The 18,087-nt window shown below is 35.9% G+C and carries 23 protein-coding genes and 1 other RNA gene; 18 read left to right on the forward strand and 6 right to left on the reverse strand.

Annotated elements, in window-relative coordinates:
* Positions 1–6: 6 nt before the first annotated feature.
* The 3 genes from V7D18_RS13190 (at position 7) to V7D18_RS13200 (ending at position 2,251) form a co-directional block, all read left to right on the forward strand.
* The gene (locus V7D18_RS13190; RefSeq protein ID WP_426154734.1) at positions 7–1,050 is read left to right on the forward strand and encodes a ribonucleotide-diphosphate reductase subunit beta; all 1,044 of its coding nucleotides are present in this window, start codon (positions 7–9) and stop codon (positions 1,048–1,050) included.
* Positions 1,051–1,125: 75 nt separating this feature from the next.
* Positions 1,126–1,468: a transfer-messenger RNA gene (gene ssrA, locus V7D18_RS13195) on the forward strand.
* A gap of 450 nt (positions 1,469–1,918) precedes the next feature.
* On the forward strand, positions 1,919–2,251 hold the full coding sequence (locus tag V7D18_RS13200) for a hypothetical protein (protein WP_426154735.1): 333 nt from the start codon (positions 1,919–1,921) through the stop codon (positions 2,249–2,251).
* Between the two features lie 63 nt (positions 2,252–2,314).
* Here the strand turns inward: V7D18_RS13200 and V7D18_RS13205 are convergent, their stop codons facing one another.
* Positions 2,315–3,319 carry a patatin-like phospholipase family protein gene (locus V7D18_RS13205; RefSeq protein ID WP_426154736.1) on the reverse strand — a complete coding sequence of 335 codons (1,005 nt, stop codon included), beginning with the start codon at positions 3,317–3,319 and terminating at the stop codon, positions 2,315–2,317.
* Positions 3,320–3,444: 125 nt separating this feature from the next.
* Here V7D18_RS13205 and V7D18_RS13210 point away from each other — a divergent pair, with 125 nt between their 5' ends.
* Positions 3,445–4,077 (forward strand): hypothetical protein, encoded by a 633-nt coding sequence (locus tag V7D18_RS13210; RefSeq protein ID WP_426154737.1) that lies wholly within the window; start codon positions 3,445–3,447, stop codon positions 4,075–4,077.
* Positions 4,078–4,141: 64 nt separating this feature from the next.
* Here V7D18_RS13210 and V7D18_RS13215 read toward each other — a convergent pair whose 3' ends face one another.
* Together V7D18_RS13215 and V7D18_RS13220 are read right to left on the reverse strand one after the other, a co-directional pair.
* The gene (locus tag V7D18_RS13215) at positions 4,142–4,570 is read right to left on the reverse strand and encodes a hypothetical protein (protein ID WP_426154923.1); all 429 of its coding nucleotides are present in this window, start codon (positions 4,568–4,570) and stop codon (positions 4,142–4,144) included.
* 246 nt (positions 4,571–4,816) lie between these two features.
* Positions 4,817–4,999, reverse strand: coding sequence for a hypothetical protein (locus tag V7D18_RS13220; protein WP_426154738.1), 183 nt, complete (start codon positions 4,997–4,999; stop codon positions 4,817–4,819).
* 110 nt (positions 5,000–5,109) lie between these two features.
* Here V7D18_RS13220 and V7D18_RS13225 point away from each other — a divergent pair, with 110 nt between their 5' ends.
* The 6 genes from V7D18_RS13225 (at position 5,110) to V7D18_RS13250 (ending at position 10,341) form a co-directional block, all read left to right on the forward strand.
* On the forward strand, positions 5,110–5,709 hold the full coding sequence (locus tag V7D18_RS13225; RefSeq protein WP_426154739.1) for a hypothetical protein: 600 nt from the start codon (positions 5,110–5,112) through the stop codon (positions 5,707–5,709).
* A 251-nt stretch (positions 5,710–5,960) separates the two neighbouring features.
* Complete coding sequence (locus V7D18_RS13230) at positions 5,961–7,187, forward strand: LamG-like jellyroll fold domain-containing protein (protein ID WP_426154740.1); 1,227 nt, start codon at positions 5,961–5,963, stop codon at positions 7,185–7,187.
* 422 nt (positions 7,188–7,609) lie between these two features.
* A complete protein-coding gene (locus V7D18_RS13235) occupies positions 7,610–8,215 on the forward strand; it encodes a hypothetical protein (protein ID WP_426154741.1) in 606 nt (201 codons plus the stop codon).
* Positions 8,216–8,342: 127 nt separating this feature from the next.
* Positions 8,343–8,981, forward strand: a complete 639-nt coding sequence (locus V7D18_RS13240; RefSeq protein WP_426154742.1) for a DarT ssDNA thymidine ADP-ribosyltransferase family protein — start codon at positions 8,343–8,345, stop codon at positions 8,979–8,981.
* A 2-nt stretch (positions 8,982–8,983) separates the two neighbouring features.
* Positions 8,984–9,670, forward strand: a complete 687-nt coding sequence (locus V7D18_RS13245; RefSeq protein WP_426154743.1) for a DarT1-associated NADAR antitoxin family protein — start codon at positions 8,984–8,986, stop codon at positions 9,668–9,670.
* Positions 9,671–9,774: 104 nt separating this feature from the next.
* A complete protein-coding gene (locus tag V7D18_RS13250; RefSeq protein ID WP_426154744.1) occupies positions 9,775–10,341 on the forward strand; it encodes a GrpB family protein in 567 nt (188 codons plus the stop codon).
* An 8-nt stretch (positions 10,342–10,349) separates the two neighbouring features.
* Here the strand turns inward: V7D18_RS13250 and V7D18_RS13255 are convergent, their stop codons facing one another.
* Complete coding sequence (locus V7D18_RS13255; RefSeq protein WP_426154745.1) at positions 10,350–10,802, reverse strand: DUF3888 domain-containing protein; 453 nt, start codon at positions 10,800–10,802, stop codon at positions 10,350–10,352.
* A 181-nt stretch (positions 10,803–10,983) separates the two neighbouring features.
* Here V7D18_RS13255 and dmpI point away from each other — a divergent pair, with 181 nt between their 5' ends.
* From dmpI to V7D18_RS13270, 3 genes are all read left to right on the forward strand, one after another.
* Entirely contained in the window at positions 10,984–11,199 is a 216-nt protein-coding gene (gene dmpI / locus V7D18_RS13260) for a 4-oxalocrotonate tautomerase DmpI (protein WP_426154746.1), read from the forward strand.
* A 195-nt stretch (positions 11,200–11,394) separates the two neighbouring features.
* The gene (locus tag V7D18_RS13265; protein ID WP_426154747.1) at positions 11,395–11,781 is read left to right on the forward strand and encodes a VOC family protein; all 387 of its coding nucleotides are present in this window, start codon (positions 11,395–11,397) and stop codon (positions 11,779–11,781) included.
* A gap of 379 nt (positions 11,782–12,160) precedes the next feature.
* Positions 12,161–12,331: a DUF6440 family protein gene (locus V7D18_RS13270; RefSeq protein ID WP_426154748.1), complete on the forward strand. Its 171-nt coding sequence runs from the start codon at positions 12,161–12,163 to the stop codon at positions 12,329–12,331.
* A gap of 249 nt (positions 12,332–12,580) precedes the next feature.
* Here the strand turns inward: V7D18_RS13270 and V7D18_RS13275 are convergent, their stop codons facing one another.
* Together V7D18_RS13275 and V7D18_RS13280 are read right to left on the reverse strand one after the other, a co-directional pair.
* On the reverse strand, positions 12,581–13,504 hold the full coding sequence (locus V7D18_RS13275; protein ID WP_426154749.1) for a DNA ligase: 924 nt from the start codon (positions 13,502–13,504) through the stop codon (positions 12,581–12,583).
* Positions 13,504–14,280 carry a Ku protein gene (locus tag V7D18_RS13280; protein ID WP_426154750.1) on the reverse strand — a complete coding sequence of 259 codons (777 nt, stop codon included), beginning with the start codon at positions 14,278–14,280 and terminating at the stop codon, positions 13,504–13,506. Before V7D18_RS13280 ends, V7D18_RS13275 begins: the two co-directional genes overlap by 1 nt.
* Positions 14,281–14,430: 150 nt before the next feature.
* On the opposite strand from V7D18_RS13280, the gene V7D18_RS13285 reads away from it, so the two are divergent.
* The 5 genes from V7D18_RS13285 (at position 14,431) to dhaM (ending at position 18,056) form a co-directional block, all read left to right on the forward strand.
* Entirely contained in the window at positions 14,431–14,814 is a 384-nt protein-coding gene (locus V7D18_RS13285; protein ID WP_426154751.1) for a VOC family protein, read from the forward strand.
* 583 nt (positions 14,815–15,397) lie between these two features.
* Positions 15,398–15,973, forward strand: a complete 576-nt coding sequence (locus tag V7D18_RS13290) for a glycerol-3-phosphate responsive antiterminator (protein ID WP_426154752.1) — start codon at positions 15,398–15,400, stop codon at positions 15,971–15,973.
* 60 nt (positions 15,974–16,033) lie between these two features.
* Positions 16,034–17,023, forward strand: a complete 990-nt coding sequence (gene dhaK / locus V7D18_RS13295; protein ID WP_426154753.1) for a dihydroxyacetone kinase subunit DhaK — start codon at positions 16,034–16,036, stop codon at positions 17,021–17,023.
* An 18-nt stretch (positions 17,024–17,041) separates the two neighbouring features.
* The gene (dhaL, locus tag V7D18_RS13300; RefSeq protein WP_426154754.1) at positions 17,042–17,662 is read left to right on the forward strand and encodes a dihydroxyacetone kinase subunit DhaL; all 621 of its coding nucleotides are present in this window, start codon (positions 17,042–17,044) and stop codon (positions 17,660–17,662) included.
* A 13-nt stretch (positions 17,663–17,675) separates the two neighbouring features.
* Positions 17,676–18,056 carry a dihydroxyacetone kinase phosphoryl donor subunit DhaM gene (dhaM, locus tag V7D18_RS13305; protein WP_426154755.1) on the forward strand — a complete coding sequence of 127 codons (381 nt, stop codon included), beginning with the start codon at positions 17,676–17,678 and terminating at the stop codon, positions 18,054–18,056.
* The last annotated feature ends 31 nt before the right edge of the window (positions 18,057–18,087 follow it).

The following is an 18,087-nucleotide window of genomic DNA, read 5'->3' on the forward strand; positions in this document are numbered from 1 at the left end:
CATCTCATGGAACAGTTAAAGAAAAGACCTCTTTTTAACCCGGAAGGATCCGTGGAAGTAAGAGAGCATCGGATGATAAACGGCAATACCACTAATTTAAATGATTTTAACAACATGAAGTATGCCTGGGTAAGTGACTGGTATCGTCAGGCAATGAATAATTTCTGGATACCGGAGGAGATTAATCTTTTAAGGGACAGCAAGGATTATCCTCTTTTAAGCCCGGGTGAGCGGAGAGCGTACGATAAGATTCTATCGTTTCTGGTATTCCTTGACAGCATTCAGACTGCCAATTTACCGGCAATCAGTGAATATGTAACAGCCAATGAGATTAATCTCTGTCTGGCGATCCAGACATTTCAGGAGGCTGTTCACAGCCAGAGCTACAGCTATATGCTGGATACGATCTGTGAACCCCAGACGAGAAATGAGGTTCTGTACCAATGGAAGAATGATCCTCATTTACTGTCCCGCAATACCTTTATCGGAGATTTATATAACGAATTCCAGAAGGACAAAAGCAGCCGGGCATTTATGAAGGCGGTAGTTGCCAACTTTATCCTGGAAGGAATCTATTTTTACAGCGGATTCATGTTTTTCTATAATCTTGGGCGAAATCATAAAATGACAGGCTCTTCCCAGGAGATCCGTTATATTAACCGGGATGAGAACACCCATTTATGGCTGTTCCGCAACATCATTCTGGAGCTGAAAAAGGAAGAACCCCAGCTCTTTACACCGGAATGCGTCAATGAATACCGGAGCATGATCAAAGAAGGGTGTGAACAGGAGATCGCATGGGGAATTTATGCCATTGGAGATGAAGTTCCGGGATTAACAAAGGAAATGATTACCGATTATATCAAATACCTGGGTAATTTCCGCTGCGAAAGTCTGGGCTGGGAGCGGATTTACGAAGGGCATGAGAGAGAACCGGAGAGTATGTCCTGGGTCAGCCAGTACAGCAATGCAAATTTAATAAAAACTGATTTTTTTGAAGCAAGAAGCACCGCTTATGCAAAAAGCAGCGCCCTGATTGATGATCTGTAGATGGAAAGCAGTGGATCTTGACATTTGATTTTTTTCATGATACTATGATAATGCTCTCTTGAAGAGTACCAGTCAGGGGCAGTACTGGTTTCGACAGGGGCTATGCAGCTGGTGAAGCTATCCGTATGCGATGCGTTAAATGGCAAACCTAAATATAAACGCTAACAATAATAAATTAGCTTTAGCTGCTTAATGCAGCTTGTCGGCCTTAGAGCACTCACACTTTAAGATCCCGGCATCGACTATGTGAGAAACGACGTATGCAAAGCTTTGAGCATACGGGTGTATGATGAAGCTACTGAAGCAGTCAGGGTGTTAGTTCCCGGGCTGTGGAGGGAATGTCAATGAACTAACTATGATAGTAGAAGAACAGGGAATTGGTTTTTGGACACGGGTTCAAATCCCGTCTGCTCCACTCTTTTGGAACTCTTGTAAATGCGAGAAAGTCTTGTATTTACAGGGGTTCTTTTATTTTGTCAATGGAAGCAAATTGCCAAATAAAGTATTAAAAAGCCTATAAATATCACACGATATCACACGAAAATCAATCATAATTAATGCAGATGAGATATATCTTCAAAGTGATTAATTATTTTTTTATTCTGCTTTATCGCCTCTGCATCTATTACATTTCTGTAAACACTTTTCATAATATTATCACTGCTCCAACCACCACGCTGCAAGGTAGATACAAGCAGGGCTTGGTACTTCGAAGAGGAAACGGTGCAGGCAGCCGTTGAACTGACCAAGGAACTGATGGCAAAGTACGGCATTACTGCAGATCACAATCCGGCATTATGATGTTACAGGGAAGATCTGTCCGAATCCCTATGTTTATAACCACACCTGGGAAGCATTCAAGGCGGCATTGATAGGAATAGAAGTCAAGAAGTCATCAGGCTGGGTACAGGTCATAGATGGCTGGTTGTATTACAACCGTGATACCGGTCTGCCGGTACGTAATGACTGGGTGAAGGTTGATGGTAAGTGGCACTGGTTTAATGCTGCCGGGATTATGGTCACTAATACCTGGTACCAGTATAATAATGCATGGTATTATCTGGGACCAGACGGGGCTATGTGTCAGACACAGTTGGTTGAGAATTCCGGAAAGATCTATGCAGTAGATGCTGATGGTAAGATGATAACGGAACCGATGACGCTCACGCCGGATAAGGATGGGGCGCTGCGGTATTGTTAAAAAAGTTTTAAAAATAAAATGGGAGTCAGTGGTTTGGTTCCCACTTTATTATAAAACAATAAATTAAAATTGTATTTCAGGCATTATATAATTATCTAGAAATCGTCTGGTAGAATCGATTCCAGATTGTATAAGTTTTGATTTTTCTTCTTTTGTTATATCAAATTGAATAGCAGAAATGCCTAGAGAATCGACCAAAACAGTTCTTAAAATATCATTTTCGTGAATTAACTGATTGTCCTGACTATCCATAACTGTACCGGCTAATTCTTTTAAATAATCTAATAAATCAAATATTTGATATTTTTTTATGTTTCTATTAATACTTAATGAATTAGTATGTGCAGCAATATCAAGTTTGAAACCTAAAGTTTCTTTATTATACACATAAGGATCTGTAAAGCTTTCAATTTCATTAAGTGTTTCGTATTCCTCTGTAACGAACGCATTTTTCTCTTCAGATATAAAGATTTTTCTATCAAATAATTTTATTGGAAAATTTATAAGTACTCCACCATCTACGTATAGGTCATTATTAATTTCAACAGGTGGAAAAACTATTGGAATAGAACATGAGAGCCTTACTGCATCAGCAATTTTATAATTTTCGGTTTTATCTTTGCAAAATATAACTGTAGAATGCGTTGTTAAGTTAGTTCCTAGAATATACAGATCCTTGAAATTTTCATTTGAATAATTATCATGCAATTCTTTAAAAGTGACGTCTTTATTATTTGTTTTCTTAGCTATAATCTCTTCTATCCATTCTTTTAAAAATCTTCCTTTTAACCAACCATAGTCATTCATTAATCTACTTATGTCTCTAAGAACACCATTTGAGTCGTCTTTAAATTTTAATATATCTAACTGTTCAAACATATCGTTGACCTCGTTGTAGTTGTAGTTTAGTGCTAACATTAAAGCTATAATAGCACCTGCTGACGATCCCCCATAACGTTTAATATGCGGCAATACATTACTCGTCTCCAGTTCTTTAATGACTCCAATATATGCCAAACCTTTAATACCTCCACCTTCAAAAACCAAGTTTGTTATATGATCTAACATTTTAATTTATTCTCCCTTCTGAAATTTATGCTTTTAGTATTATCTTTATTTTTGAAAAACATTCATGGGCCTCTAACACTGTTGGTGATAAATCATTTCTTTCCTTGCAGGATGATAGAAACCTTGTGATATATAGAGAGAGTGGTAGAGCCGTTTGGTCATCTGATACATGGATTGAAGCTTTACAAGCTTCTTCAAGTGGAAGCTGGTTTTTTGCCTACGATGAACCGGATGATATTAGAATTGAGAATCCACCCAATACAGAGATTTTAACCAGTTCAAAAAAAAGTTTCGCGGTCGGAGATGTAGAGGCTAAATTAGTTAAGGGGGGACCTACAGGTGCATATATTTACGCACATTTCCATGGTATTCATGAAGGGGTAGGAGGAGATACACTATATAAGGTTGGCATAGTGGTCAGAGGAAAAAAAGACGGTTATTGTTACCTGGTTGTTCCAAGAATGGAAACAACAGTTAGTGGGGTTTCGGATCGTCAGGAACGACATCGCCACGGTAAAATATTATTTACGCTGCCCGCTGGTAAAGATGCCGATATTTTTAGAGATGCTATTAGTAAAGGTACAGAAATGGAAATATTAATTATTGGCACACGCAATAAGAAAGAGCTTTTTTCAGATATAATTGATAAAATCCCACCAGAATTAAAAAAAATATTCATTGATATAATCATTGAATATTTAAGTAAGTATACAGATGATGTGATTAAAACAATAGCAGCTTTTAATAGTAAAAGATAAGTGAATTCTGACAAAATGGTTAGGTGTTATTTAGAATTTATTCGCTAAATGTATTATAGAATATTTAGTTATTATTGAGACTTATAGATAAGCTGCTATAGGCGGGGCCCGGTAATTGGCCCTGCCTATTAAATGATTTATTGAAGTTAATTATTACTCCTGGAGCCAATGTGTTTGTAGATTGTCTTGTAACAATATCCCTTTCTGCTAGATCCTTAAGCTCCTTTACATAATCAGGAGAGACCCAATACATGTCGTTAAAGTAAACAACTCTACCATCAGCGATCTCTTGCAGCAATGATGTCGTTTTGTCTGTACATTCAACCCAACCAACGCCAGGAGCTCCTATCAAGAGTCCTGTTGTTTGACTTGTAGGGTTGGAACATGTCCCATCTTCACGAAAATTATACCATCCGTCAGAAAATTGGTAATCGCCGATTTTCATATACCCCGACTCGTCAAAGTAATACCATGCTCCGCCTATCTGCTTTATTACATTGGTAGAGTATCCGCCGTCATCATTCTGGTACCACCAGGCGAAGCTATCCTATTTCCACTGCCCTGCAAAGGCTATCATGTTCATTGCAATTGTAGCAACAATGGTTGCAATTAATAATAATTTAATCTTCTTCATTTCAGTTCCCCGAGACTTTCACGTACGGTTCTGTGAGAAGTTTGAGGTGCAAGTCCTCTTACTTACTCGACTGAGAGGACGGTAGGTGAAATAATCATCTACCTCCTACTTGATTTTCTTATAATACTGCTCATACCACCTCGGTTGCCTAAAATACTGAGGTGTACTTTCAGTACCTGGTTTTCTATAAAATCCACAGCATTCATTATCTGAATTGCATTCTTGTTCTACTGGTTCAAAGTGGGGACATTTATTGATATCTGGATCAAGTTCGCATTTTGCTTTCATTATAACCACCTCCTGAAGATAATTATAAGAACATTTGTTCGGATGGTCAAGCGCTTCCATATAATTCCAAGTTGATGGAATTTGAATTGTATCACATGAAGTATCACACGATGTTAAAAAAACATTGTAAATACAAGATTTATCGGGGGTTCAAATCCCGTCCGCCACGGTATATGGTCTTCATTACATTATCGGTTGACCAGCCCCCACGCTCAATTATATACTATACCTCTCCGGAGCTGGGGGACGTGATCTTCTACACGAACGGAACCAGAGCATATCATACCGGCATAGTTATTGAGGTAACTTCTACCAAGGTTAAAACCATAGAAGGAAATACTTCCGGGGCCAATGGAGTTATTGAGAATGGCGTGGGAGTTTGTCAGAAGGCCTATAGCTTATCTTATGAAAGGATTATGGGATATGGTCGGCCAGATTGGAACATTGTGACACAGCCGGAATATATTTCGGGTTGGAACCATGATGAAAATGGTTGGTACTTTGTTGACACAAAGACCACTTACTATAAATCATGCTGGCAGATTATTAATGGCCATAAATACCGGTTTAATCCAAATGGTTATGCTCTTACCGGTTGGCAGGAGATTGAGAGCAAGTGGTATTACTTTGAGTCCAGATCCGGTTACGATCTGGAATGTGCGCTGTATATATCCCATCAGGAGGGAGCGCAGCGTATTGGAGAGTTTTGAGATTAGTGAAATAGTGCTAAATTTGTTTGGTAAGGTTACCGATTGTCCGGATTGAAACAAGATGATAAGATGAAGGCATTCTAAATCATAAATGAAAAAGCTGAAATCCCAGAATACTATGATCGATTATAATAAAAATTTACAAGTCATTTGTTACATTCGAATGGCTTTCTTTTCTGCACTTTATTTATTAGATTTAGAATGTTTATAACAACAAAAATTACAAAAGATAAATTTTGGAGGTACATTGTATGAGTAAGAGAGCATTGCTGAGAGTGGCAACTTGTATTTGTTTTATGTTTTGTGTATCGTTTTTAGGACAGATCACTGCTTTTGCTGAAGAGGTCAAGCCTATACATGAGTATAATTTTGATAGCGATGATGGCTCAAGCGTATTTGATGCGATAAGAGAAAACGCCGTGGATGGTATTGCTTATGGTGAGAATAATACAACATTTGTTACTGGATATAATGGAATTGGAAAAGCAAGAAAATTTGGGGGTAGGAATGATTATATAACAATGAGTGAAGGCGTTTTTGAAAAAGCTAAGCCAAGATCAATAAGATTTAAAGTAAAAAAAGATCAAAAACCAACAACTAGAACAGAAACAATTATGAGTACTCAATCAACAGATGGAGGTGGTACTTTTATTGGTATTCTTGATACGGGAATACTTGCTATTTATACTGGTCATCCTGGATATAGTGTAAAAACGCCTAAAAGTATTTGTGATGGTCAGTGGCACGATATTTTATTTACATGTGATTATACTGGATTAAGAGAAGTTAAATTATATGTAGATGATATGGTAAACCCAGTCGCGAAAGGCGTTTCTCAAGGGTATTTCAGTGATGAATATATACTTTCAATAGGAAGAGCAGATACTATATTAGATGACGGTAAATTCAAAGGCTATTTGGATGATATCAAATTTTATAATAAAATAGTAATACCTGGATCTACAATACCAGATACATCAAACTTAAAAGCTACAGCCGGCAATTCCAAGGTAGACTTAAGCTGGAACTCAGTAACCGATGCAACAAGCTACATCGTTAAGCGCTCCACGACTGCAGGTGGCCCATATACAACAATAGCGACAGGTATAACAGGAACTACATATACTGACACAGGCGTTACTAATGGAACTACATACTATTACGTTGTAACTGCTATTATCAACGGCAGCGAAGGCTGGAATTCCAATGAAGCCTCAGCCACTCCACAAGCTTCCACTGATCAGCCAACCGGCAACAAAGCTCTTCTTGTGATCTCCATGGTTACCGGCGAACGGAAAGAATATGAAATGACTGCAGACAAAATAAATAACTTTGTAACATGGTATAACAGCAAAGCAGCTTCCAGCCCAACCTATGTGATTGAAAAGGAGTATAACAAAGCTTCGTTCACAGCTCGAAAAGATTATATTGCTTACGAACAGATTTCAAACTTCGAGGTGAACGAATATAACAATTAATGAAGTGGCCCTGGGAAACTGGGGCTCTTTCTTTTGATTAATTTACTTTTTAGATATTGACCTCGTATCTAAATTAAATAAGATGGTTATACAGTAACTGGCATATAAGAGGTATTACCTTGAGCCTAGAGCTGGTCACGTTCTGGAGTGCGAGCTGTATGTATCTGATCAGGGGAGCACAGTATGTCGGATTATTATAAAATAGAGAGATAGATGATTAGTGGAATAAAAACAAAGAAGGCAGTAAGATTGTTTAGTTGATTATAATTAGCATGAGGTTTATTTGCTTTCAATTTTTTTGTAAATGGGCTTGATATTTGCAGAGTATTGAAGTAGTCTTATCGTAGAGAGAAAAATTAATAAAAGTTATTGCGAAGAACAAACTACAATCACAATTTTGTTAAGAGATTGGAGAAACAACTATGACAATTAAATGGGATATGAGAGGGAAAATGCCGCAACAACAGGCAATTGTAGTTGCAAAAGATAAAAATTCAACAATAATGAGAAAGAGTTCGAACTATACTACAGTCCCATCGGTTACAATACACCCGGTTTCGATTTTTATGAAATTAGGCTGGGATAGTAAAGGGGATTTTGACGGATTTCAAACATTGGAAGAGTATAAGAGATGCATTGAAAATCAAGGTTGTACTTGGTTTTCCACAAATGCTTTGGCTTCTGGAATGTCAAAAAAACAACTAGAAAAATTTAAAAAAGCTATAAGTAACAAAGAACGGATTTACATATACTTTGTAATAGGAAAATCGGGTGGTGGTGTAAACGAAATTGAGTTTAGAGCAGAAGTCATAGATATGGCTTCTGCAAAAGGTGGAATTAAAACGCCGAGTGAAATAGACACTCCAAAATTGTGGATAAATGAAATCTGCACAATATGGATTAAACTAATCAGATTAAGGAGATATAATGTTAAGAAAACGGAAGATTTTAAATTTGTTAGTAATGGTAGACCGCTTTCAGGGTCATTACACTCCAATTGTTGTTTTGGATACATAACTAATGATTAACGTTCTTATTGTCTTGGTTTTATAATATTTTAAGTTTGTAATTTTCGCATATAACAGAATACGTAAATAAGCAAATAACTCTAATTTACAAAGGGGGAAGGATAATTTCTATAGTTATCCATTAAGTATGAGTGATAAAGAAAAAATCATTAATGAAATAAATTTAAGAGAAATTGAGTATTTTGTACACTTTACTGATGTAAATAATTTGCCAAATATCTTGAAAATGGGTTTATTAACAAGATCCACATTAGATTTATCAAAAATGAAATACTCTTATAATGATGAAGTAAGAGCAGATAATGTAACAAAATCTATATCATTATCTATTTCTTTTCCGAATTATAAAATGTTTTATCCAATTACATTAAAATATCCGAATCGAGAATACTGTGTTTTACTTTTGAAAGCTTTAGAGGTTATAAAGTATGATTGTGCTTTTAATTTCACAAATGCTGCCAGTAATGCTTGCCGTTTTATACCAATTGAAGAGAGAAAAACTTATTCTTCATTTCACAATATGTTTCAGCTTAATTTAAATGGGCATATTAGATCTGAACTTTGTTTATTTGATTTCGAACCAACGGATCCTCAAGCAGAGATTCTTGTTTTAGATAATATACCTGCAAAATGTATAGAGTTAGCATTCTTTAGGACACAATATAATTATCAACAATATAAAAATATTTTTATGAACAGTAGTATAAGATGTTGGTTTGATCAAGGGTATTTTTATCCACGTCATGATTTTCAAAGCTGGAGGTAAATATGGCAACTAGACCCGTTTATATTTCAGAACACATATCACCATATGTTAATGAATGTTTTATTGATTTTGACTTTTTCCCAGGATTTTCAGTGGCACAAAAACAGCGATCCTTTCTTAGCTTGCATGAAAACTTTTTAAAAGAATACCACGAATATAAGGTGTTGGAAATTTCAAGTAAAAGTAATATTAAATTAGGAGCGCTGCTAAGTGCTTTTAATTTGATGATTACTACTACAAATCGTTCATTTCCGGTAGAAAACGCATTTCAAAGTAGCAAGGTTTTTGAGCGAGGCGGACCATATATTGATCTTCTAGATAAATCGCCCAAAGAAGCCAAAAAGGATGAACGGCTTAAAAATAGTGGAAGGTTAGTTGCGTTTAAATATTTCAATAATCTCTATCCTTTGAACCCCATAGATTACTTTTATAATTGGCTATATATAAATGCTTTAAATTTAAACACAGAGTTAGCAAAGGAAATTGTTAAATATGATGCGTTTACAGATATTGAATTTAATCCTCAAAAATCTATTAATTGTCAAGCTAGATCTGTTGCCATATTTGTTGGGCTTTCAAAAAGTAATATGCTTGATGAAGCATTAAAATCACAAAGAGATTTTTTGAGGATTGTATATAGAAAACAGATTGATGATAAAGACTATGAACAACTGACATTTGATTTATAAATATAAAAATATTCCGTGTTGCATAGCTCTATAAATTGTTGCTTTTTATTGTGAATATTTACAGCTTTGAATATATAAATAAAAATTTTTAGGGGTATTACAATATGGGAAAGGCGTTGAATGAGATGACTTTAGAAGAATTATGGGATTTATTTCCCATATTTCTTATACAGCATCAAGAACATTGGAAAGAATGGTATTTAGAAGAAGAAAGTAGGATACATAATTTTCTTCCTCTAACAGATAAAATTAGAATACATCATATTGGAAGCACCGCAATTAATAAAATTTGGGCGAAACCAATTATTGATATTCTTGTTGAAATTCCTACAAATTATTCTATGAAAAGTATCAAAGAAATATTTGTAGAAAACGGATATATTTGTATGTCAGAAGAAAAAAATAGAATGGATTTTAATAAGGGATATACAGATGAGGGTTTTGCTGAAAAAGTTTTCCATTTGCATTTAAGGTATTTGGGCGATAATAATGAGTTATATTTTAGAGACTATATGAATGACCATTCTGACCTGGCAAAACAGTATGAAGTAATGAAATTATCTCTTTGGAAAAAGTTTGAGCATGATAGAGATAGCTATACGAATGCTAAAGGACAGTTTATATCTGAATGTACTGAAAAAGCAATAAAAAAATATCTTAATAGATATTAAATTAAAATTTAAGGTAATTCCTTTTTTATTAAATTTTTTAAATGATCGGGAATATCATATGTTTTTAAGTGTACAAAGCTAATAAATGTTTTATTTCCAGATGAATCTATTTGATATGATGCTTCGTCATATCCAACTGGATCATGAGCCCCTATCATTGGATTGATACCAAAAGTGATATTTATTTTTCCAAGTTCCTTTGAAATCTTTTGAACTTTAATTTCATAATTATAAATAGCTGGGGTCATTGTAAAATATTCTTCGTAAAAACCGTTTGAGGCGGATGTAACATCCTCTATAAATAGTGCTATTATCAACTCATCCTTTATCTCGGCAGGGGACGTGGCATCAACATTAAATGTGGTTTGAGTTTTATATTTATTAATTAGATTGGCAGATATCGATAGTACCAAAAAATATACTAAAATCAAGTATAAAATTAAATTCTTCCGATTTTTCATGACTATACCTCAATGAGAATTGCTTAATTAATAAAAGGTATTATTTTAAAAAGGTACTTATTCCAAGAAACTCGAATTAGAATTTAACATATCACGGAACATTGAAAACTTAATATTGATAGTAAGTAGGATTTAATGTATTCTTATATATAATAGAGTTGGAATACGAAAGGAGATCTATATGCCATATATTACAATTGAGGGTGGAGTATTATCAGATGAACAAAAGCAAATGTTAATTAAACGGCTTACTGAAGTATCATCGGAGATAATGAAGGTACCACCGGAATTTTTTATGACCACAATTAAAGAATTGCCAGATGAAAATATTGGGATTGGTGGAAAGACAATTGACATAGTAAAAAATGAATACATTAAAAAAAACAGTAAATTTTAGTTCATCAGCATTTAAAACTACTAGCTATCAATATTAAGCTGGTAGTTTTTTTTATACTCAAAATTAGTATTTAACGCATTATTGTTCATTGGAAATTTAATATTGATAGTTAATAAGTTTGATGGTAATCTATTCATGAAGATGATTTATATTTTGTGTAAATAATAAAGAAAAAAAGAACAAGGAGGATTCTTTATGAAAAGATCAATGATGCAAGCATATGTTACAAGAAGTGATGAGGCGGTGGCTCTTTATCAAAAGGCTTTTGATGCTGTTCTCATCAGCAGTTATCCAAATGAAGATGGAACGTTTTTTCATTCAGAGCTTGATATTGAAGGAGAAATTTTAGCTGTGGCAGAACGAAATTCAGAATATGCCATTATTGGTGAGGAAACGATTACGGGCAACGTAATGCAGTTTTGTTTACATTATGGAGAAGGAAACGAAGAAAAGGTGCAGAAAGCATATAATGTGTTAAAAACTGATGCTAAAATTTTGATGCCGCTTGCACCATGTGAGTTCAGTACACTAATGGCAGATTTAATTGATAAATATGGTATTAGATGGTGCTTATTTGTATAGTTCGAATTTTTGGGAAATAGGAACAGGTAAAATTGAATATGTAAAGAAAACTACTAACTATCAGTATTAAGCTGGTAGTTTTTTAGTGCAGAAATTTAATCAATAAAACTTAAATTTACGTATCTTAAAAAATTGCTTTAATTATTAACCATAAAATAAACAATCATATGGAAAGTATAGGTATGGCATAGTACCATTTTTAAATCGAGTTTTTCTTCGTAATATTTTGGACTTCTTTTCTATACTTTTCTAAGGTTTCTTTTTGTATGAATTTAATCGTGAGTGAAATAAAAGCAGGAAGTTATAGCGCATAAACAATGGTTATAGCTTTTGGAATAAAATTATTATGAAAATAAGAAGTTAAAATGGAGGGATTAGAATGGCATCAGAAAGATTTGAAAAAATTTATGTACAGGGGAAGATAGCACCAGTGACGGAAATATGGCTGGACAAGCAGACGGGTGTAAACTATATATTTCACAGAGATGGTAATGCATCTGGATTTACTCCCTTGTTGGATGAAACTGGTAAACCTGTTATTACTAAATAAATCTTATTTATCTAATAGCATACATGATGGAGTGAGAGGCTGGATTTATTTTCCAGAGTATATTATATTGAAATTATCCATCGGATTAACTTAATAAGAGCTGTTTCAGGGTACGCCTATACTAGGCGCACCCTGAAACAACTGCCATAATTTTGATGGAGGGCTATTTTATAAGAGTTATTTTAAAAGGCAACTATTAGAGAAAGGAAAGGTGATTACAATGGTGAAGAAAGCACTATTCGCATCCACCTATATCTTACACTCTATTGCTGATTTGTCATCTCTGATACCTTTAAATACTGCCTGCCGGAAACTGTCTTTTTCAGTTGGCATTGATTCAACGATACAAACTAATTCAGGAGCAAGCCATACGGCATCTTTATTTCCTTCCGGAACATATCCAAAAGGGGAATAGTCGATGATTTTATATTTATGCTGATTTAATATATTAAGACTAACCCCCAGAGTGACGTGCCCTTTATACACAAGAATATCATCATCATATTGTCCAAGAACAAGGCTGGTCATGTGATTCTCCTTTGGAATATACCCGCAAATGACACAGTCATCAGCAGCCATTATCTTGCATTTGATCCAGTCTTTCGTTCTTTTTCCCGGCCAGTACAGGCTGTCTTTTCTTTTTGCTACAATTCCCTCTAATCCTTTTTCTTTTACAAGGTCAAACAGCATAATCCCGTCATTCTCCACATACCTGGATACCGAGATGATATGATTCTCGACAATAACGTCCTGGAGATATTTTTTCCGCTCCATAAGTGGGAGCATAGTGATATCTTTATCTTTGTAATATAATATATCATAGGCGATAATACTGGCAGGATATCTGTCAGCAGCAAGTTTTATCTTAAACTGGTTACTCATTAAAGCTCTTTTTTGAACCTCAAAGAAATCAGGAACTCCGTTTTTCAGTACAAGTAATTCATGGTCAAGAATGCATTTTACCTTTACCTGCCTGTAGAGAGCTTCAAGTTCCGGAAATATAGGAATCATAAGTTTATTCCTTTTATTCCTCATTTCTGTTCCATCATCTAAATAGGACAGGCATCTGATACCGTCCCATTTGATCTCGAAAATATGGTTCGGTGAGTCAAACGGATCCTGCATCTCAGAAATCAGCATGGGACTGACGCTTTTACTATCAAATATATCCATTATGCCAGACCTTTGGTTCCTTTTGCTATTTCAACCGTCCTCTTCATGGCTTCCATAAGATCAATAATATTATTCTGACCTTCCGTATCAGCATTTACTATTTCCTTGCCGGCTATTTTTGTTTCGATTGCCTGACGTAGTCTATCCTGATATTCATCATGATATAAACCAGGGTCAAATGTTGATGTCATTGAATCAATCATGGTTTTTGCCATTTCCACTTCTGGTTTTGTGACCTCCGGTTTGGTTACTGCCACCGGCACAGCCTGAATTTCAGCCTGATAGAATAAAGTTTTTGCAATTATACCATCTTTCGCAGGATACAATACCATTAAATTTTCAGTCGAACCTATTACTGTTTTGGCAATTCCTACTTTTTTCTGTGAGAGCATGGCCTGACGCAGCAGTTCACAGGCTTTTTCTGCTCCGGGTTCGGGGACAACATAGTAATTTTTTTCGTAATAAATCTGATCTACATCTGATAATTTTGCAAAATGCTCAATGTGGATCGTTTTGTCTTTTTTGGTTTTGATTTTTTCCAGTTCGTCTTCTGTAAAGGTTACATACTTTCCCTTTTCATATTCATATCCCTTTATAATGCCATCCGGATCGACTTCTTTATTACAGGAAGGGCAAATTTTTTTGTATTTCACCCGCTCATGGGTATCTTTACACAGCTGGTTGAAACTAACGGAAATATCTTTTGTGGTTTTATATAATCCAACCGGGATATAGAGCATCCCCACATTGATTGCACTTTTATGAGCTACAGCCATATTATCGCCTCCTTATTTTCAATTATTGTTTGATAAAAGATGGAAAATATGCATTGTTCAGCTCAAAGTTATTTATAATATTCATTAAGGTTTTAAGCAATCGCATTCTTTGTTACAATTAGGAAAATAAAAAGGAGGCTGCAATCTTATATGAATATAAAATTAAAAACTGTAATCTTAGAATGCCGCGATATACACCAATTGGTGTCTTTCTACACAGACCTTTTGCATTGGCCGGTAGTGTTTGAATTAGAAACCTTTATTGGAATACACTCAAATGAAGAAGATATGGGAATCGCCTTTCAGTATGATGAAAATTATGTTCCGCCAACCTGGCCGTCACAGCCGGGGCGTCAGCAGATGATGGCACATTTAGATTTTGCTGTAGATGATAAGAATGAGTTAAAGGAAGCAATGGAAAAAGCAATTATGCTGGGGGCAAAAATTGCTGATGAACAGTATGGCGGAGAAGAGTGGATTACTATGCTCGATCCTGCCGGACATCCATTTTGTTTTGTGATATGGAAGCATTAAAAACAGATGTTGAAACGGTAATTTTAATACAAGTGCCGGGGCAGGGGCAGAGACTCTTGCTGCCGGCATATTTTTTTATATTTTCCCTGCTTTTTATTGCATATTTACACTATGAGATAGAATATAATCTGTGGAAAATCAGTTAATATTATCCAAAATGTGAAAAAAATAACATTTTAAACAAGCATATGGTTACATTGTATGATAAGCATCAATATTTATCAATATTTATGTATCTGTTAACGAAATTTTCGGATGTACAAATCTGTTGAAAAAAGTAGAAAACGAGCAAAAAAGTACGAGTATGCTAGTGAAATAAGGATTCTGTTGTGCAAAATGCATACATAAAAAAGTATGATAAATAAAAAACAATACAAAAACACAATAAAAATAAAAATAAATTTAAAAAAATATTGCAATATGCACAAATATGTGATATATTATCTTTAAGTAAAATCCTTGAGAGAAGAGCGCAGATACGACAGCAGAAATGCTGATTAATCGTTATGCGCTCTTTTTTTGAAAGTAAAAGTCAGACCACTATTAACAGGTGGACCTATAGCTAAATAAAGGAGATGTAAAGTTGGACAATAAATTATGGACAATTATAGAAAATAATCCCATTATTGCTGCGGTAAAAGACATGGATGGGTTAAAAAAATGTGCTGAATCAGATGTCAAAGTAATTTTTATATTATTTGGAGATGTCTGCAATATTAATCAGATTATAGATGAAGTAAAAAAAGAAGATAACATAGTCCTGGTACACATGGACTTGTTAGTAGGACTAAGCGGAAAGGAAGTTGCGGTTGATTTTATTAAAACACATACAAATGCGGATGGGATTATCACTACAAAGCAGCCCCTCATCCAGCGTGCCAAAGAGATAGGGTTATATACTGTTCTGCGATATTTCGTAATTGATTCCATGGCTCTGGTGAATATTGAGAAGCAAAATTGTTGTTCATATGGAATGCTGCCGGATGTAATTGAGATTTTACCTGGAGTTATGCCAAAAGTAATTAAGAAAATATGCAAAATCAGCAAGGTGCCGGTAATTGCCGGTGGTTTGATTTCAGATAAGGAAGATGTGATGGCAGCGTTGGCAAGCGGTGCACTTTCTATATCAACCTCTGACCAGGCGGTATGGTTTATGTAATAAAAGGGTATGTACACAATATATAGAAACTGTTTATCATATGTAAGGAGGTCAATTGGCATGAAGAAGTTTATTAATGATGTGTCACAGGTAGAGAACGAGATGATTTTGGGACTGGTTAAAGCATATCCACAGTATTTGCAAAAGCTTGATTGCGGTAATGTAGTAATTCGAAGCAACAGGAAAGAGAATAAGGTTGCTTTAATAAGCGGCGGCGGAAGCGGGCATGAACCTGCACATGCTGGATATGTCGGAACCGGAATGCTTGATGCAGCTGTGGCAGGAGCAGTTTTCACCTCACCGACACCAGATCAGGTTTACGAGGGTATAAAAGCAATTGCAGGTGATGCAGGTGTACTAATGGTAATTAAGAATTACACTGGTGATGTAATGAATTTTGAAATGGCAGCAGAGATGGCCGAGGCCGACGGAATATTGGTAAAACAGGTGGTTGTTAATGATGATGTTGCAGTGAAGGACAGTTTATATACAGTTGGCAGAAGAGGTGTGGCAGGTACTGTATTTGTACATAAAATTGCAGGAGCTGCAGCTGAGAAGGGGGAAGATATCCATAAGGTTCAGGCCGTTGCCCAGAAGGTAGTGGATAATGTCCGCACAATGGGAGCAGCGATCAGACCGTGTATCGTTCCAGCCAATGGAAAGCCGGGATTTGAATTGGCAGAAGATGAGATGGAAGTAGGGATCGGAATCCATGGTGAGCCCGGAACACACCGTGAGAAAATAAAAACTGCAGATGAAGTTGTTGATTTACTGCTTGAGAAAATACTCGCTGATATCGATTATTCGGAAAGCGAAGTCGCAGTTATGATTAACGGTGCTGGTTCAACTCCTCTTATGGAACTGTTTATTATCAACAACAGGGTATCTGACGTTTTAAAGGAAAAAGGAATCACTGTTTATAAGACCTATGTGGGCGAATATATGACATCGATTGAGATGGAAGGCTTCTCCATTTCTTTATTAAAACTGGATGCTGAATTAAAATCCCTGTTAGATGAAAAAGCAGACACACCGGCATTTAAAGCATGATGATTGTGGAGTGATGAGATGAACAAAGAAAATGTAATGCTTGCAATTGATAAGATGATTGATGCCATGGAAAACCAGAAAGAGTTCCTTACAGAGCTTGATAATGTCATCGGCGATGGGGACCATGGTATTAATATGGCAAGAGGCTTTGGTGAAATTAATAAAAAAAGGGATATACTGGCTGCAATGGATGTCGCTGATATGATAAAAAATGTTGGAATGATCCTGGTAGCGACGGTTGGAGGTGCATCAGGTCCACTATACGGAACTGCTTTTATGAAAGCGGGAACCTTTTTAAAGGGTAAGGAGGAACTGTCTTTTGATGATTTTTTAGAAGCTTTTCAATATGCCATAGAGGGAGTAATGGCACGGGGGAAAGCAGTGGAAGGGGAGAAAACCATGCTTGATGCCATGCTGCCTGCAAAGCGCGCAATGGAAACAGAATGGCAGCTGACACAAGATGAAAAAAAATCCGTAGAGGCAGGTCTGACAGCAGCAAAAGAGGGGGTGGAGTATACGAAAACAATAATCGCCACAAAGGGAAGAGCAAGCTATCTGGGCGAGCGCAGTATCGGTCATCAGGATCCCGGTGCAACTTCTTTTACATTTCTGTTAGAAGCGATTGCTTCCCAGATGTGACAGGAGGAAAATTATGGTTAGTTTTGTGATTGTATCCCACAGCCGGTTATTAGCCGAAAGTGTGGCTGATTTTACTAAGATCATGGCAGAACAGGTTACAGTAATACCTGCCGGCGGTCTGGAGGATGGCAGCTTCGGAACCAGTTATCAGATGATTTCAGATGCAATAGAAAAGGCGTATACCCCTGATGGCGTTTTGGTACTTATGGATATGGGGAGTGCGGTGATGACAACGGAAATGGTTTTGGAATCCATGGAAAACCGTAAAGTGAAAATGGTTGACTGCCCACTGGTGGAAGGAGCTGTTGCCGGAACCATTGATGCGGCGGGTGGTTTAAGTATGGAATCTATCTGCAGAAACTTGACAGATACAGGATATGTCAACAAGTTTTAAAGGTACATTAAGTACTTATTAAATAAGAAAT

Origin of the sequence: Lacrimispora sp. 38-1 (genome assembly GCF_049890855.1) — a bacterium.
Taxonomy (GTDB): Bacteria; Bacillota; Clostridia; order Lachnospirales; family Lachnospiraceae; genus Lacrimispora.